Annotated in this window: 16 protein-coding genes; 3 read left to right on the top strand and 13 right to left on the bottom strand. The window is 39.9% G+C overall.

All coding sequences use genetic code 11. From position 1 onward, the window contains the following. Positions 1 to 270 precede the first annotated feature (270 nt). A complete protein-coding gene (locus tag H6G69_RS26730) occupies positions 271 to 531 on the bottom strand; it encodes a CopG family transcriptional regulator (RefSeq protein ID WP_190692144.1) in 261 nt (86 codons plus the stop codon). A gap of 48 nt (positions 532 to 579) precedes the next feature. Then, positions 580 to 1,170, bottom strand: coding sequence for a ParA family protein (locus H6G69_RS26725; protein WP_190692143.1), 591 nt, complete (start codon positions 1,168 to 1,170; stop codon positions 580 to 582). A gap of 883 nt (positions 1,171 to 2,053) precedes the next feature. Here H6G69_RS26725 and H6G69_RS26720 point away from each other — a divergent pair. Beyond that, positions 2,054 to 3,724 (top strand): MBL fold metallo-hydrolase, encoded by a 1,671-nt coding sequence (locus tag H6G69_RS26720; protein WP_190692142.1) that lies wholly within the window; start codon positions 2,054 to 2,056, stop codon positions 3,722 to 3,724. A 52-nt stretch (positions 3,725 to 3,776) separates the two neighbouring features. Here H6G69_RS26720 and H6G69_RS26715 read toward each other — a convergent pair whose 3' ends face one another. The 5 genes from H6G69_RS26715 to H6G69_RS26695 form a co-directional block, all read right to left on the bottom strand. Next, positions 3,777 to 4,088, bottom strand: coding sequence for a DUF6679 family protein (locus H6G69_RS26715; protein WP_017744858.1), 312 nt, complete (start codon positions 4,086 to 4,088; stop codon positions 3,777 to 3,779). A 220-nt stretch (positions 4,089 to 4,308) separates the two neighbouring features. After that, positions 4,309 to 4,464 carry a hypothetical protein gene (locus H6G69_RS26710; protein WP_190692149.1) on the bottom strand — a complete coding sequence of 52 codons (156 nt, stop codon included), beginning with the start codon at positions 4,462 to 4,464 and terminating at the stop codon, positions 4,309 to 4,311. A gap of 212 nt (positions 4,465 to 4,676) precedes the next feature. Beyond that, the gene (locus tag H6G69_RS26705; RefSeq protein WP_190692141.1) at positions 4,677 to 4,925 is read right to left on the bottom strand and encodes a hypothetical protein; all 249 of its coding nucleotides are present in this window, start codon (positions 4,923 to 4,925) and stop codon (positions 4,677 to 4,679) included. A gap of 301 nt (positions 4,926 to 5,226) precedes the next feature. Next, a complete protein-coding gene (locus H6G69_RS26700; protein ID WP_190692140.1) occupies positions 5,227 to 6,021 on the bottom strand; it encodes a Nif3-like dinuclear metal center hexameric protein in 795 nt (264 codons plus the stop codon). A 7-nt stretch (positions 6,022 to 6,028) separates the two neighbouring features. Further along, positions 6,029 to 6,442 carry a secondary thiamine-phosphate synthase enzyme YjbQ gene (locus tag H6G69_RS26695; protein WP_190692139.1) on the bottom strand — a complete coding sequence of 138 codons (414 nt, stop codon included), beginning with the start codon at positions 6,440 to 6,442 and terminating at the stop codon, positions 6,029 to 6,031. Between the two features lie 512 nt (positions 6,443 to 6,954). Between H6G69_RS26695 and H6G69_RS26690 the strand changes: the two genes are divergently transcribed. After that, positions 6,955 to 8,022, top strand: a complete 1,068-nt coding sequence (locus H6G69_RS26690) for an NADH:flavin oxidoreductase/NADH oxidase (protein ID WP_190692138.1) — start codon at positions 6,955 to 6,957, stop codon at positions 8,020 to 8,022. Between the two features lie 220 nt (positions 8,023 to 8,242). After that, entirely contained in the window at positions 8,243 to 8,467 is a 225-nt protein-coding gene (gene psb35 / locus H6G69_RS26685) for a photosystem II assembly protein Psb35 (RefSeq protein WP_190692137.1), read from the top strand. Positions 8,468 to 8,535: 68 nt separating this feature from the next. Here psb35 and H6G69_RS26680 read toward each other — a convergent pair whose 3' ends face one another. The 6 genes from H6G69_RS26680 to H6G69_RS26655 form a co-directional block, all read right to left on the bottom strand. Continuing rightward, a complete protein-coding gene (locus H6G69_RS26680) occupies positions 8,536 to 8,955 on the bottom strand; it encodes a TerB family tellurite resistance protein (RefSeq protein ID WP_190692136.1) in 420 nt (139 codons plus the stop codon). A gap of 57 nt (positions 8,956 to 9,012) precedes the next feature. Next, the gene (locus H6G69_RS26675; RefSeq protein WP_190692135.1) at positions 9,013 to 10,362 is read right to left on the bottom strand and encodes a 16S rRNA (cytosine(967)-C(5))-methyltransferase; all 1,350 of its coding nucleotides are present in this window, start codon (positions 10,360 to 10,362) and stop codon (positions 9,013 to 9,015) included. A gap of 169 nt (positions 10,363 to 10,531) precedes the next feature. Next, the gene (locus tag H6G69_RS26670) at positions 10,532 to 11,050 is read right to left on the bottom strand and encodes a DUF4278 domain-containing protein (RefSeq protein WP_190692134.1); all 519 of its coding nucleotides are present in this window, start codon (positions 11,048 to 11,050) and stop codon (positions 10,532 to 10,534) included. 365 nt (positions 11,051 to 11,415) lie between these two features. After that, on the bottom strand, positions 11,416 to 12,861 hold the full coding sequence (locus H6G69_RS26665; RefSeq protein WP_190692133.1) for a glycoside hydrolase 100 family protein: 1,446 nt from the start codon (positions 12,859 to 12,861) through the stop codon (positions 11,416 to 11,418). A 756-nt stretch (positions 12,862 to 13,617) separates the two neighbouring features. Next, positions 13,618 to 14,817, bottom strand: a complete 1,200-nt coding sequence (locus H6G69_RS26660; protein WP_190692132.1) for a DnaJ domain-containing protein — start codon at positions 14,815 to 14,817, stop codon at positions 13,618 to 13,620. A 65-nt stretch (positions 14,818 to 14,882) separates the two neighbouring features. Then, complete coding sequence (locus H6G69_RS26655; protein ID WP_190692131.1) at positions 14,883 to 15,683, bottom strand: PspA/IM30 family protein; 801 nt, start codon at positions 15,681 to 15,683, stop codon at positions 14,883 to 14,885. Between the last annotated feature and the right edge of the window lie 91 nt (positions 15,684 to 15,774).

Raw genomic sequence — 15,774 nt, 5'->3', positions numbered from 1 at the left:
TCCTGAGCCTATTTTATTAAATCAGATTTTTGCCAAGCTTACTTCTTTGGGACGTATTCATGCCGTTTCTACAGGCTTTAAAGCCTCGTAAATTGGCAACGGTATTGATATAATTACAGTCTTTTTAAACGATTGTATCGGTTATTCTAGCTATTTGAATCATATCCGCATACAGAACGGGCTTTCTCGACATCCAAAACGCTTGTTCCTCTCCCCCTGCGCCTCTGCGTGAAACATATCAACTAAGATGCTTAATATCCAAAAAAATACTTAATCCGATTGATTTAAAAACCATTGCTCAATTAATTCCGTGACAATATCGCTCATTTGTCGGTCTTGAGAAGCTGCTGCTGCCTTGAGTTGACGATGTAATTGTTTAGGTAAATAAATAGTTGTCCGCGTATAATCTGGATTAGTACTTTTGCTGCTAGCCGTTGGTTTCTCATCAATAGATGGTAGTTTATCTCTGAGTTGACGACTACGCGCAGCATCAATTAAATCATCAAAACGGCTCGTTTTTTTCTTATTCAAAGCAATCTCTTCCCTATAATAAATAATTTGATTCTTCTAACTTTTAACTTAATTCAATATCTCCTTTGCGACTTCAGCGTAACACCGCCAAGCAATTTGCGCGTAAGGGTCTTTTACAGCATTTACAGGAACCCCTTCTAAAGCAGCACGTTGAAAGACAGCCAGTCGGCGAATTCCTGTTTGAAATGTCGGTAAACCAGCACTTAATAAGGCACTTCTGGCTTCTTCACCCGCCTTATTAGGATGGGGTGGAATCAGAGTCAGCAAAATTTTATAGTTGGTTTTGAACTGTTGTAATAACTCAACCATTTGCAGTGTAGCGGCAATTGCGATCGCATCTGGTGTAGTCGGTATCACTAATAAATCGCATCCTTTGGCAATAGTTTTTAATTCATTAGTTGCCGGGCGGGCTGGCGTGTCAATCACTATATGCTCATACAGTTTTGCTAAACTCACACCTTGTGCTTCATCGGCAACTTTAAAAGGCAAACAACCACGGTTAGACCAATCTAAAGCACTGCGGTTTAAATCCCCATCTACTAATAGAGTGTCAGCTTTGTTCTGAAAGTACGCAGCCAAGTGCAATGCTGTCGTAGACTTGCCAACTCCCCCTTTAAATGCGGCGACGGTAACGATCATTTTTGTCCGAATAGAAAATGTGAGAATTTTATCATATGCTTAGATGTTTAAACTTTTAAACATCTAAAAGTTTAAATTTTTAGATGTTTAGTATAAATAAATTTTGTAATTAAAATATTCATATACTAAATTTACTATGTAATATGTGGGATAAAAGTATTAAATATTACTCATTGATTAATTGTAAATTAAATTTACAGATAGCAAAAATCGCTGGCTGTTTCCCTAGGGAATTTCAGCCAGGACTTCTCCCTTTGGGAGAAGCTACGCGTAGCTTGCTTCTCCGAAGGAGTACGTCGCTAACGCAATTAAAAAACTGAGATACAGCAAAGCTTTGGGGGTTTACATCTGTATCATATTTTTCGTGAAATGGTATAACTCTCTGAATTTGGATAGATAGACAGGTTTACCGAAAAGCCCTAAAATCTGAATTCAGAGAAGTAAATCTACTTATTCGTGCATCAACCCAAGCATAGTAAAGATTTTCTGGTGATTCCGCTCGAGTGGGAAAGCAGTCTATTAAGATAAGAAAGTCTTGAGTAGAGGTGGTAAAAAATGGATGTAAAGCTGATTCTAGTAGGGTTAACAGTCGTATTTTCTGTAGCCTGTCTATTTTTTGGGACAAAAAATGGATTTTATGATTCAGAGAACTATCACGGCAATGGCTCTGCACACTAAAAATAGTGCAACAGCAAAAAAATAAGCAAATTCTAGCTTTTGAGAACCAGTGCGGGTTTGCAAAAGTCGTTCTCTCCAATCAAAATCCATGTCTTGGGGTGTATGAGCGCACTATGAAGCTTAACCCTAGGTCACAAAAGCAAAATTGCCAGAATTCTTAGCTTTTGGGATACATCAATGAAGACCGGGTTGGAGGGGGGAAAGCATGAGGGATAATCTATCCGCATCCTCTCGCTTTGACACTGAAGAAACAGGAGTTGAATTAAACTGTTTTCCTTACAGTGTCCAGCATAATGATGAGGGTGTGTGTTTACTAGTCAAAATGGGGCCACACCGCATTTTGCTAGATTGTGGTCTGGGAAATATATCTCAGTTGCAAAAGGGACTAATCAAATCGGCTCGTCGGGGTAGTTCACCGTTACCAGCCGATGTTGTGTTGGTTAGTCATGCTCACCCAGACCATGCTAGAGGCGTGCTAGCTCTACACAAAGCTTTCCCACTGTTACCTATCTACGCCAGTGAAGTTACCACAAAGCTATTGCCGCTAAATTGGTCAGATAAAGATACCAAAGACATTCCGCAATTGTGTCATGCCCTGCCGTTGCGATCGCCTGTGGAATTATGCGAGGGTCTAGTAGTAGAGCTATTTCCCGCCGGACACCTACCAGGGGCAGTAGTTATCTTACTGACATATACAACAGAGCAGCGCGCTTACAAAATACTCTACACAGGAGACTTTTTCCTGTCTAATTCTCGGCTAGTCGAAGGTTTGCGCCTAGAAGAATTGCGCGGCTTAGATGTCAATGTACTAATTATCGAAGGAACCTACGGCACATCCCGCCATCCCCACCGCCGCAACCAAGAAAACCAACTAGCAGAACGGATTAATCGCGCGATCGCCGATAATTATTCTGTACTCTTACCCACACCAGCATTAGGGTTAGGACAAGAATTACTAATGTTGCTGCGGAGTCATCATCACTTCACCGGGCGGGATTTAGATATTTGGGTCGATGGTAATGTCGCTCGAGGCTGCGACGCTTACTTAGAACTGCTGGCTTACCTTCCCCCATCCGTACAAAACTTCGCCCGCCATCAACCCTTATTTTGGGATGAACGGGTGCGTCCAAGAGTTAGGCGGCTGCATCCAGATAAACGTGGTGTTGTTGGCCAGTCACCTTGTATTGTTCTGACTGACTCTACAACGGACTTAAATCTGTATTGTCAACCCAACACAGGGCCTTGGCTGATCCTCATGCCCGAAAAAATTGACATAAAAGTTAATAAACAATATCAAGTCCCCACTGTTCTAGAAAGTTATCTGCTAGCTCAACACAGTGATGGCCCTGGCACAACTCAGCTAATTCATAACTTGCGTCCCCAGCACGTTCTCTTTGTTCATGGTTCTCCAGCTTATTTAGCAGACCTGACTAGCTTAGAAGAACTGCAAAACCGCTATCACGTCCATTCGCCCCTCGCTAGCACCTTAGTAGAACTACCTATAGGCGAAACATTTGTCCAACCAGCCGCCCCAGAAACAAACTACGAAGGCGAACTGACAGAATTAGCCACAGTCATTACTATTACCCTACCTGAAGCGATTACAGACGATCCGCGTTGGCGGCAGTTTGCTGATACCGGGTTAATAGAAGCACGCTGGCAAGGAGAAGAAATTGTTTTGCGGGGATTGTCACAAAGAGAGTTGCTCAATCAAAGCAGCGATCGCTATACTTTATCTGACGTTGACTGTTGCGGTACTTGCCGACATCAAAGAGGACAGCGTTGTTGGAACCCTGCTTCACCCTTATATAACTTTAAAGTCACCTTAGAAGGTTATTGTCCAGCCTTTGAACGCACATCAACTACCGAGTCCTGAGTCAAGAGAAATTCATCTGCCTCACCCAGAACTCAGTACTGAGCATCGTTAGTTAATCGGGATTGGAATCGGTAAAACGGTTACGAATGCGTTCAGCCTCAGGACAATCTTCAGTGAGAAGAGGTTCGACATTACCCCGTGGTACGGAAGCTAATTTTTGAGTGACTGCGCCAATACTTTCGAGGCGAACCATTTCTTCCCAAGAACAAACTTCGTCTTCCTCTTCGGTTTCATAGCGTAGCGTCACCAAATCTCCTTCTATGTCGATGATGCGGGCGCGTTCTATCCAGCGTTGCTGGTCCCGCAAGAATACACATACCTCCCGCCCATCGCAACACAGTTGATAAATCTTGCGGTGTAGCATGTACTGCTTCTGCCTTTTTAAACAACTTACGTTAAACCTGAAAAAATTGGGTTTTACCCCACCATAAGATAACATCTCAACAGAGATTAGTTTCACAGTTCAGAATAAAGTAAGTCTACTGACCCAGCCCCAAGAGTTAAGTGATCATATTTTAATTTAGGGTAAATTTGGGTCATCAACTATTTACTGCTCCAGAGAAACTCGGTCTGTTTGAGAATTGTTAAGAGCGAATGTTTACTTCATAGAAGTCATACAATTCGGGAATCTTCCTAACCAGGTCAATAGCTGCTGGTGAGTTTTGACTATCATTATGTAATAACAAATACTCCAAAACAAGTGGTGATTGCGGTTGTGTAATTTGCCTACTTGTATTCATGGGCATTACTGGGAAGTCTGGGGACTCTGCTGTACTTTTACCCCTATGTATTTGATCTTAACTCATTATTTTGCTGACCTTCATGGTTTTCAACAACAACATCTCATGAGTTTTAGATTTTGGGTGGTTATTTGCTGATTTTGACATCAAGACTCGAATTAGGATAAGTGATTGACTGGTAAATAATGATTATCTGTACAATTGCTAGGCTCTCACACCTTTACGCCCTTGTCATCTTGACTCAGCCAGCTAGATTTATACTGATTGAGACATTCGATCAATCGCTCTGAAGCTCCCTCTCGCTTGATTTTACCTGCCATAACTGCATCGTATAGATTTGCTAGAGCCGTCAAGTCATCAACCTGATAGGATTTAGTCGCCAGCATTTGATGGAGCAGCCCCTCAGATTCAACACTAAGATATCCAGTTTGAAAAGCAGATTCAACGAGTACGCGAATCATTTTAATTAGGCATAATAAGCAATTTAATATCTCTAGTGTGGAACATTAAGTTGTCATCCTGATTGATGTTAAACAGCAATTACCAGTGATTAATGTTACAAATTATCGTGATTTATATCACTGTTATTTAATAGTGATGATGCTTCAAAATACTTTGATACTGTGGGTATCAAAAATATAATCACGTAAGTAGTTAAATAAAAAAGTATTGATATATACCTAAATATTTGAACTTTCTCAGAAACAAAGTGATTAAGCTAACCATCCTTGAAATAGCACCATTTTCAATGGTCTGAGGTGCTTATCTAGCCGCCACAAACTGCCGAAAATCTTCATCTTGTTGACTTAACTGTACCCAGTCAAGATTTAAGGATATGAATTTTTGTGCCAAGCGATCGCAAGCCGGACGTTCCGTTGCATAATGACCCGCATCAACTAAAATCAAACCGCGATCGCGGCTTTCTTGAAATTGATGAAATTTACAATCAGCAGTTAAGTAAACTTGCGCCCCTGTTTTAACTACCGCCGAAATGTAACTAGCTCCCGAACCGCCTAAAACAGCCACACGAGAAATTTTTTGTTGTAAGTAATTAGTTGGGTAAAAAATCAAATCGGGAGGGTTAAGGCGTTTTTGAATTACCGTCAGTAAATCTTGTAATGTCAGTGATGGTGCTAATACCCCCACACGTCCGTAACCCAAATCAGCAACAGTTGGTACTATCGGCTTAACTTCTTGCAGTTCCAGAATTTGGGCCAAAACATCAGCCGTACCATCTTGTACTTGATCGAAATTAGTGTGGGCAGTGTATATCCCAATATTATGAGTAAAAGCTAACCGCACCATTTCCGCGATCGCTTCACCACGGCGAAAAGATTTAGGAGGATGAAAAATTAACGGATGATGGGCAAAAATTAAATTAGCATTTTGCCATATTGCTTCTTCCATCACGGCCAAAGTTGGTGTCAAACACACCAAAACTCGCGCCGACTCCTGCAAAATACCAGGCTCAACTTGCCAACCACAATTATCCCAACTTTCACACCAAGCTGGATTCGCCCACTCTTCAAACCATGTAATTAAATCAGCAATTTTCATTTTCTTGTTAGCCCGAAATATGAACAACTAACTCCCGTGTATGGCTACGTTGTCGGTGTTCCCAAACATAAATTCCTTGCCAAGTGCCTAATACTAAATGACCACGATTAATAGGTATATGTTCAGAAGTATGAGTTAACGCAGAACGGATATGTGCCGGCATATCATCCGGCCCTTCGGCATCGTGGATATAACCACCTGATTCGGGAACAAGTTTGGCCATAAAATTAGCTAAATCTACCAATACATCAGGGTCGGCATTTTCTTGGATGACTAAACTAGCGGAAGTATGACGTAAAAATAAAGTGCAAAGACCAGTTTCTACACCTGATTCGGCGACGATCGCTTCTATTTTTGCAGTGATATTGTGAAATGATTTACCAGTAGTAGAAACTCTCAGTAACTTTTGAAACTGAACCATCTGTACAATAATTAACTATTCACTAATAATATATAGTAGTCCGTTGAGGAGTCACAGATAAGTCTACTCTTGATTTTCTGCTAGCATGATTATTTGATATTTCTATAGACTTTCTTAGGCAATCAGCAGCATTATTGATCAGTAATTTAGCTATATTATTAAATTGGCTAACTGTCGGGGTGGAAATTAGTGGCGATCGCTGATCGAAAATTGCCAAAAAAGCTAAAATTTGAGTAAAAATTTCAGTCAGATCGAGTAGACAATTGCTAAAAATAAACTATTCCCAAAAAGGCACTAGGGAATGTCGCAGTCCACTGAGGAAACGTAAACAAATTCACTCCCTCAACCGCTATAGATTTGCTAATACATCCCGTATTTTTACAAAAATTAATAGTTAATTTATTAAATTAAAACAGCGTTGGTGCTTTTGGACATTCCCTTGAGGTTGAAGTCTCAAGCATTGACGCCAAACAAAAGTTTCTCTAATCTAACAAGTCAAGGAAATTATTCCAATGGCACACCTGTTTGAGGCCTTTAGTATTCGTGAAGTCACCTTTCGCAATCGCATTGCTGTTTCACCCATGTGTCAATACTCTAGTACAAATGGGTATGCAAATGATTGGCATTTAGTACATTTAACTTCCCGTGCAGTTGGCGGTGCGGGTTTAGTGTTGACAGAAGCCGCAGCTATAGAAGCACGCGGGCGAATTAGTCCGCAAGATTTAGGTATTTGGTCAGACGAACACATAGAAGCTTTAGCGAAAATAGTTGCCTTAATTCATAACTTTGGTGCAGTGGCAGGAATTCAACTCGCCCATGCCGGGAGAAAAGCCAGTACAGCTAAACCCAGCCGAGGCGGAAAAGCCCTAGATGAATCTCAAGAAGGTTGGCGGCCTGTGGTGTCGAGTAGTGCGATCGCATTTAGTAAAGATAGCCCAGTACCAGAAGCCTTGAGTTTAGAAGGGATACAAGAAATTATTCAAGCCTTTATTACCGCAACCAAGCGCTCATTACAAGCAGGCTTCAAAGTCATCGAAATTCATGCCGCCCACGGCTACCTACTACATCAATTTCTCTCACCCCTAGCTAACCATCGTCAAGATCATTATGGCGGTAGCTTTGAAAATCGGACTCGTCTTTTATTAGAAGTTGTACAAGGCGTAAAACAAGTCTTACCAGAAGGATATCCCTTATTTGTTCGCATCTCCGCCACCGACTGGGTAGATAAAGGCTGGGACATTGAACAAAGTATTACACTGTGTGACAAACTCAAAACCTTTGGTGTAGACCTAATTGATTGTTCCTCTGGAGGGATTATTCCAGGGATTAGTATTCCAGTTAAACCTGGTTATCAAACCCAATTTGCCGAACGTATCCGTCGAGAAGCCAATATCTCTACAGGTGCAGTTGGTTTAATTACTTCTCCAGAACAAGCCGACAAACTAATTCGCACCGAAGCAGCAGACATAGTTTTGTTAGGACGCGAACTTCTGCGCAACCCTTACTGGCCACACTTCGCAGCCAAACAACTAGGACACGAAAAACTCTGGCCAGTACAATACGATCGCGCCTGGACGTAAAAATCTGGACTGGGTGTCAGGGTATAGGGATAATGGGTTTTGGATACATATACCCCTGTACCCTTTTTTAAAACCTGATTTTTTTCTCTTGCTTAGTGCCCTATTCCCTCTGTCCTGTATCCACTGAAATACCAAGCAATTCAAACTTGAGGGAGATGTAAGTGATACGCTTATTTTATAGTGTCTTAAGTAGTGTTACATAAATTAGGAGCATATACTCATGCATATATTAATGCAAGCAGCAGATTCAGTGGCAACAGGCGGTCAATTTCCTGTAGCTTTCACAGCAGTGTATGTAGTTGGCTTTATTGCTGCTGTTACCATCGGTTCCATTGCTTGGTACAATTCTAAACGTCCAGTAGGTTGGGAAAGCAAAGAACGTCCAGACTTCGTACCAAAAGTTGAGAAAGAAGAAACTCCGGGTCTGGGTGAACCGAAGTCATAATTAGTTGATAGTCAAGGGTCAATTGTCAAAAATAGCAAATCTAGACTTTTGACTGTGGACTATTAAGTTTAATTTTGCACTTCAACCCAACGACGATAAAGCGTTTGAATTTGTTTGAGCAACGAATTGTAAACGGGTTGAGTCGCATCCTCTTGTGCTAACTCCTGTAATTTATTCAGGAGTCTTGCTTCTTCAATTGCTACGTCACCATCGCTATAAATTAAGCCACTGATAGCTTCGATCAGATTTTCACAATCTTCTAGGCTAGGGCGATCGCCTAAATATTCCTTTACCCATGCATAGCATTCTTTTGTTTGCACAGGAACCAATTCGTAAAGCCAAGGCTTAATCTCAGGATCGGTAGACAGTCCCTTTGCTTGGGCAATTTCACGGAGATATTGCCGTTCTTCAGGCTGAATTTGGCCATCGATCCAAGCGGCTCCAATCAAGATTTTAACTAAGTTCTTTACGTTGGAATCAGTAACCATTGCTGCCTCCTGTGGTAGATTGGGGCTTCCATCAAATCGTACAATCCCAGTTAGTAATCACCCGGAATCATTGGTTTTTCTTAAGCGCACCATAAAAAAACCATCCATGTCATGCAGATGAGGCCAAAGTTTGAGCCAACCTTGCGGTGCAGAATAAATCGAGTCAGGCGTACCATTCTGAGGAGGCTCAATTTGCCACCCAGGATTTTCCGCCAAAAACAGAGAAATCACATTTTCATTTTCTACAGGATGCAGTGTACAGGTAGCATAGACAAGCACACCATCCTGTTTGATAAAGTTTGACGTATGCGATATTAATTGCTGTTGCAGTAGTGAAAGCTCTTGGATAGTTTGGGGCGTTTGTCGCCAACGTGCATCAGCATGGCGATGCAAAGTGCCTAAACCAGAGCATGGTGCGTCAAGCAAAACGCGGTCAGCTGTATTGTAAAATTGCGGCAGATTGCGGCTGTCACCAGTACAAATTTGAATGGAGTGTAAATTGAGGCGTTTAGCATTTGCTTGCAGTTTCCGCAGTCGAGACGCAGTGCGATCGCAAGCCCAAATTTTTCCGTTATCTTGGATTAATTCGGCAATATGGGTCGTTTTTCCCCCGGGTGCAGCACAAACATCAATCACCACTTCACCCTGTTGGGGGTCAAGAAAATGGCTGACTAATTGCGCGCTACTATCTTGTACTACCCACCAACCTTCGCTAAACCCAGGTAAATTTTGAATTGGCCCAGGGCTACTAATTAAGCGCAAAGCTTGGGGTAAATGAGGAATCCGCCTCACTAAAATCCCGGCTGATGTTAAAGCTGCTTCTACTTCCTCTAAATTAGTGCGGAGGGGATTGATCCGGAGGTCGATTGTTGGTGTTTGATTCATCCACTCACAGAGTTTTTCCGTCTCAACCACACCAATTTGGTCTAACCACATCTGAATAATCCAGTCAGGAAAACTATGTAAAATTCCCAAACGTTCCACTGGGTTATCTGGTAATTTCAGGGGTTCAACACAATTGTCAACTAGCCGCAGATATTGGCGTAGCAAACCATTGACAAAACCTGTGAGTCCCGAAAAACCATTTTGTTTAGCGAGTTCCACAGTAGTGTTCACCGCCGCCGAAGCGGGAATGCGCTCGTGAAAACGTAGTTGATACAAACCTATATGTAAGATAGTGCGGAGTTCGGGTGGTTGCTGCTGAGATTTTTTTGTGGCGAGTTGGTCAATTAATGCATCTAAAGTCCGTTGCCTTCTCACACTGCCATAAATTAATTCTGTCGCTAAACGGCGATCGCTATCTGGCAATTTTACTTTTTGCAACACTCTATCGACAGCAACATCAGCATAAGCACCTTTATGAACATCTCGCAGGGCCATAAAAGCTATTTGACGGGCGTTAGTCATGAAAACATTTCCCCTGTCTTTGGGGATGTATAAAATCTGATTGGGAAATTTTAAAATTATTTACCTACATTCTGACAAATTTTTTAGAATATCTCCCAGTAACAACCATAATAATGGTGACTTTTGAGTTTCTAAAAAACTAGATTATTATTAATAATTTGCGACCTGATTAATGTGCTACAGGTAAAGAAGTTGTCGTAATTTTTTCTTGGATAACTGTAGTTTTATTTATGTAATAAGGATTTCCTCTAAATCTCAATTGACAGGTTGCTTCTGGTGGAATTGTTTCAGGGGTTAGGACTTGAGAATCTATGCCACTTAAATAAGTACTTCCTCGATAACTTAGTTGATGGCTTTCTTGTAATTGGGATACTCCATTTGAGTGAGTTAAATAGGTAACACCACGATAAATTAAATGATGATCGGCTTTAATTTTGTTAACAGGCTGTTGGGTAAATTCGACTTGTATATGGTTGAGATTGTTTGTGCGATATTTAAAATTTGTACTAATCAATCCTGATAGCAATAGTACAATCAAAATCTGCCAAGGAGCTAAAACTAAAGCCAAAATCAGGCTAAGAGTTCCAAATATGCCTAGTAAATGGGCAATGTCGCGCTGACTGTCTTTTAATAAAAAATAGCCAGTGATTAAACAAGTACACACAATAATTAAAAAGCACAGCACCATTGTTCGTAACTTTTACAACTAAAAATGTAAAGTTTGTTGAATGTATTATATTTGATTGAAGACAAACAACTATTGTACTGCTGTTCAGTTTTTAGAGTTAGCGTAAGTTTAAAGTAAAAAAATATACTAAATCTAGATGAGATTTACTAGCGATCGCCGCTCAATCAAGAGAATTTTCCATATCAAATTTCTCAAAACTAAATAATCATAAAATATTCAGAGTGACGCATCAAGACAAAATTTATGGCATTTATTTTTTAAACTCTGTCTGTGAAAAATGAAAAAGACCTTTATTAGTTACAAAGGTCTTGGCAAAAATTGTTCATTCTGAACAAAATAAAATCTATTTTTCCCTATAATCTCTATCAAGATACATAAGGATTTACACTGCCAATTTCAAACTCACAGGCTCTAGAAACTAACTCTGGAGGTAACTTGTCAAAACTTACCAAAGGTAAGTGAGAAGAATCACTAAGTAATTCTTTAGCTAATAAGAAACCAGCAATAGTCCAAGTTTGATATTTCCTAGCTTGTTTGCCGATTAATCGGCCTTTTTTGCCATCATAATATTCGGGCCATTCATCGTCACAAATCCGAGATTGAGCAATTTCTACAGCTTTTCTGGCTAAACTTGTTCTATCAGTTTTAATAGCGGCGGCTGCCAACATCCACATCAAAACAGGCCAGCTGCCAGCATTATGATAAGACCAAGGTATATTTTTAGGGTCACATCCAGTGACAATTCTGTACTCTTCATCTTCCAAAGCTGGGAAACAGATTTTCATCGGCATATCTCCTACTAAATCGTCCCATCTTTCTTCAATCAAAGTCATGATTGCTTGTGACTGTTCTTCAGTCGCTAAATCTGAAATAACTGCCATCAAGTTACCCAAAGCAAAAAATCGCGTATCTAGCTGTGAAGGGCCGACATTACCAGCTAAATAACCACCTTTTCTCGGTAGCCATTTATCTAATTCGTAATAGGGAATAGAGTCTACATAGATGTTAAATAGATTAACTGCTGCTTTGCCATACTCTTCACTTTTAAAACGATAAATGGCATTTAGACGATTAATATCTATCCAATAATGTTGACGAATATGAGCGCATAAAAGGGGCAAACGATTATCAATTGCGGCGACAACATCTTGATTGCCACTACAAATTAATAGTTCTCGGGCCGCCCGCATTGCCGTGTAAAATAAAACTTGAATTTCTAGAGGATGACCATATATACCCATACGACGGTCAATCATACAAGCACCGTCAGGAACTAATAAAGTAGGATACATATCAAAACGATTCGCCAAACAAATTTCCATAATCAGCCGAATACCGTTTTGGAATTCTGGCTGATAAGCTATAGAAAAATCTTTTGTAGCGACAACGTAAGCCCGTAATAAAATAATCCACCACAAACAAGAATCAACAGGCGTAACTCTGGCGATAGCGTGTTCGCCGAAATCTGCTTCTAAATATTCTTCACCATTATCATTGACAACTTTAAAGCTAGCCGGAATTAAACCTCTACCTGGTTTATAAGCATCTAGTTGCCTTTCTTTAGGTTGTAACTTTAAAGTTTCTTCCAAAAAATTCCGAACGATATCGGTTCTACCTTTAGCCAGAAAAATTAAGGCAGAAGAAACAAAATCTCGAACAAAACACTGATCGTAATTGAGAGCCTCTACAGAATTATCATAGGCTGCTACTGTACCAATTGGTCGCCCTCGATAATAAAGAATCGATTTTTCTAATGCTTCCAAAGCCGCTTTTTCTATACTTTCATCAATTAATAAATTCTCTATTTGCATCGCTAAAAAAGCTCCATTAAGGTTATCGGTTTGTGGTAGATGCTCCTTCTTTTTATTTCTGCCATCCTCATCATAACAAAGAGAAAATATTGCATTTATCAGGCAATAAATTTTTCAACAGTTTATGATCAACTGCCTCAAAATCAGCAGTCTAAACGTAAAATCATCTGCTTTACTCAACTATTATTGTGGTGAATTTCTATCATCTATTATTCACCTCCAGCAATAAATAACTTTTTAAAATAGCTATATGAAATATATTTTTAGATTATTGGTGGCTCCGTCGTTCAGCCGGGAACTTCTTTTACCAAAATCCAATATATCTCATAGCCTATTTAATGTTGATGTAAAGATTAAATAGCTTTCAGTATATTTACGTATGAGGATTTATTTTTGGCAACTATAAAAGTATTTATTCCCCTATAAATTAATAATTTATAACGTTTTTTAAGAATGTGCAACATAAGTATCTGGAAAGCCTGAAATGTCAATATGCCTGAAGATGTAGGTGTAATATACTCTAGTTAGATTTTAGGAAAGAGTAGGTACAAAAGCTTAAATAAATCGAGTAAAAATACTCAATATTTACAGAAAATTTAAATTGGCTGTAGCTTGTACATATATAGGCTAATTTAATTTTATCTGTACCGTTCTTTTGGCGGATATATTTACAATAATGGCAATTTTTAAACAAAAATAGCTGTCAATTATTACACATATTTATCAGAGTAGAGCGCAAAGGCGATCGCGCCTTCATCAAAACTTTAGTTGTGCTTGAAATTGTCGATAAGCCTCGTTAATTCGTTGCATTGCCGCTTTAGCGTTTGCAGAACTATTAATATCAGGATGATATTGTCTAGCTAATTGCAAGTAAGCAAGCTTGACATCTTGAGAATGTGCCGTTGAATCTACACCTAAAACTTCCCACCATTCCTGATGCAGTAAAGAATCGAGATTCAATTCCTTCAGACCTTGCAGACTCCAGATGTTAATACTACCGCCGTTACCACCACTTACCAACATCTTGCCATCAGGAGTGAAGGTGATAGGGCTACAGCCAGGTAGAGTTTGTAATAAATTCCCAGTTGGGATATGCCAGAGTTTGATAGTTTTGTGAGTACTACTAGCTAAAATTTTGCTATCAGGACTGATAGCCAGAGATAAAACCGCCTCTGCTTGACCAGAGAAAGTATAAAGCCATTTTCCTGTTTGCAGATTCCAGAGATTTATTTGTCGATCATCACTGCCACTAACTAAAGTCTTACCATCAGGAGTGATAGCGATCGCATTAACTCTTGCTAAATGTCCCTGAAGAGTTTTGACACATTTCCAAGTTTCAGGTATTTCCAGATTTGAAGTTACAGTTTTTGATTCATTATTGACAGTAGAAAATTCAGTTTTCAGCGCCTGTAACTCTTCCTCAACCTCTAAAGCTGCAAATTTTTGCTTGAGATCCTCACCCGATAAAAATAAACCTAACTCTATAACAGCCGCATTATAGTCATCCATCTGCAAAACTTTTGCTTCCATCCGTTCAAAAAGTTGTGCAGGACTTTCTTTAACCTCAGATTCATCTAATAACTTAGCAAAACCATAAGCCGCCAGTCCTAAAACTGCACCAACACCAGCCATTGGTAGAGTTCCAATACCAAACGCCAGACCGATTTTCGGTGCAACTAAACCCATACCACCAACAACACTAGAAAAGCCAACACCACCAACCGCGCCAATTCCCATTGCACCAAAAGCCGCCGCATCTCCTACAGCTACCGCCTTGAAAGCACCATAAACAGCCGCACCAACCACAGCACCAGCACCAACTACAGGGGCAGTTCCAATACCCACAGCACCAAACCCACCTGCTAACCCCATTCCGCCAACGGCAGCAGAAACGCCTACACCCGCTAGGCTTCCTCCAGCGATAAATGCTGCACCCGTTTTAGAGTTTTGTATCATTTTTTGTTGCTATCAGAAGTTTTTTGAATAGAGTTTGCTAATAAATCTTATTTTTTGTTCTATATTTATGGGTCTAATAATTCCAGAACATTTTCTAAAGCCGTAAGATTTTGTTTAAGTAACCCTACTGTTATTTCCTGCTTCTGAAGCTGTGTTTTTAGAGTCAATGCAATTTTGCTGTTAACTTTGTTTTTGAGTACAGCTTTAACTGCTAGATTATCGTCATTATTATTCAGTGCTATCTGAGCCTTACTTTTCCATAATTTAACTTCGCCTTGCGCTTTGTCATAATCTTTCTGAATACCTTCTAGATTAGCAACAGCAATGTTTAGAGTTTGTCTTAACTCGCTAAGAGCTACTGCCAAAAGTGTTTTAGGATTATTTTTATCTGTGGCTTTATTTAGCTGTTTTGATGGTTGTAATAATTCTTCTTTAAGCCTCTGTAGTTCCTGATCAACATCTTCAAAGTTTATGAAAATAAGACCATCCGAGCTTGAAACCACTTCTGAATTAGCTTCAATCGGTAAAACTTTCTTTTTGTTGTTCTCTGATTCAGAAATATTTATTTCCCAAGATTTAAAGCTACTTTTAATATTTTCAACTTTTGGTTGTTGTTCTTCTACAAGATTTTTCAGCCTACTAGCTATTGCTTGATAGCGTTCTTTTTGAAACTTTGCTTGAGGAATTAAATCTTCACGACCTTCCTTTAAAGCAAGTTGATACCGTGCTTCCCATTTATCTGCTTGTGCTTGCGCTTGCGCGTAATCTCGTTGAGCGATTTTCTGGGCTGCACTGGCGTGAGTTGTGCCTTCACGTAACTTGTTCAGAGCATTCTGCGCGGCATCATTTTGTCCGTAGATATCCATAAGTATGTTTTAAGTGGCTTTAATTACTTACAGACTAAACAACCCCAGCTTTGATAGCCTCAGAATTATCAATGAAATCTGATTTTTTGAC

Origin of the sequence: Nostoc sp. FACHB-110 (genome assembly GCF_014697425.1) — a bacterium.
Classification (GTDB): domain Bacteria; phylum Cyanobacteriota; class Cyanobacteriia; order Cyanobacteriales; family Nostocaceae; genus Nostoc_B.
The sequence above is the reverse complement of the archived record's forward strand: the minus strand, read 5'-3'. Positions and strand labels throughout refer to the sequence as shown.

What these genes read in the sequence shown, in the direction of transcription:
- H6G69_RS26690 (WP_190692138.1), top strand. Translation starts at nt 6,955, where the DNA reads ATGGCACACCTGTTTGAGGCCTTTAGTATTCGTGAAGTCACCTTTCGC.
- H6G69_RS26700 (WP_190692140.1), bottom strand. Translation starts at nt 6,021, where the DNA reads ATGAAAATTGCTGATTTAATTACATGGTTTGAAGAGTGGGCGAATCCA.
- H6G69_RS26660 (WP_190692132.1), bottom strand. Translation starts at nt 14,817, where the DNA reads ATGATACAAAACTCTAAAACGGGTGCAGCATTTATCGCTGGAGGAAGC.
- H6G69_RS26655 (WP_190692131.1), bottom strand. Translation starts at nt 15,683, where the DNA reads ATGGATATCTACGGACAAAATGATGCCGCGCAGAATGCTCTGAACAAG.
- H6G69_RS26670 (WP_190692134.1), bottom strand. Translation starts at nt 11,050, where the DNA reads ATGGTGCTGTGCTTTTTAATTATTGTGTGTACTTGTTTAATCACTGGC.
- H6G69_RS26665 (WP_190692133.1), bottom strand. Translation starts at nt 12,861, where the DNA reads ATGCAAATAGAGAATTTATTAATTGATGAAAGTATAGAAAAAGCGGCT.
- H6G69_RS26725 (WP_190692143.1), bottom strand. Translation starts at nt 1,170, where the DNA reads ATGATCGTTACCGTCGCCGCATTTAAAGGGGGAGTTGGCAAGTCTACG.
- H6G69_RS26680 (WP_190692136.1), bottom strand. Translation starts at nt 8,955, where the DNA reads ATGGTTACTGATTCCAACGTAAAGAACTTAGTTAAAATCTTGATTGGA.
- H6G69_RS26720 (WP_190692142.1), top strand. Translation starts at nt 2,054, where the DNA reads ATGAGGGATAATCTATCCGCATCCTCTCGCTTTGACACTGAAGAAACA.
- psb35 (WP_190692137.1), top strand. Translation starts at nt 8,243, where the DNA reads ATGCATATATTAATGCAAGCAGCAGATTCAGTGGCAACAGGCGGTCAA.
- H6G69_RS26675 (WP_190692135.1), bottom strand. Translation starts at nt 10,362, where the DNA reads ATGACTAACGCCCGTCAAATAGCTTTTATGGCCCTGCGAGATGTTCAT.
- H6G69_RS26715 (WP_017744858.1), bottom strand. Translation starts at nt 4,088, where the DNA reads ATGCTACACCGCAAGATTTATCAACTGTGTTGCGATGGGCGGGAGGTA.
- H6G69_RS26705 (WP_190692141.1), bottom strand. Translation starts at nt 4,925, where the DNA reads ATGATTCGCGTACTCGTTGAATCTGCTTTTCAAACTGGATATCTTAGT.
- H6G69_RS26710 (WP_190692149.1), bottom strand. Translation starts at nt 4,464, where the DNA reads ATGAATACAAGTAGGCAAATTACACAACCGCAATCACCACTTGTTTTG.
- H6G69_RS26695 (WP_190692139.1), bottom strand. Translation starts at nt 6,442, where the DNA reads ATGGTTCAGTTTCAAAAGTTACTGAGAGTTTCTACTACTGGTAAATCA.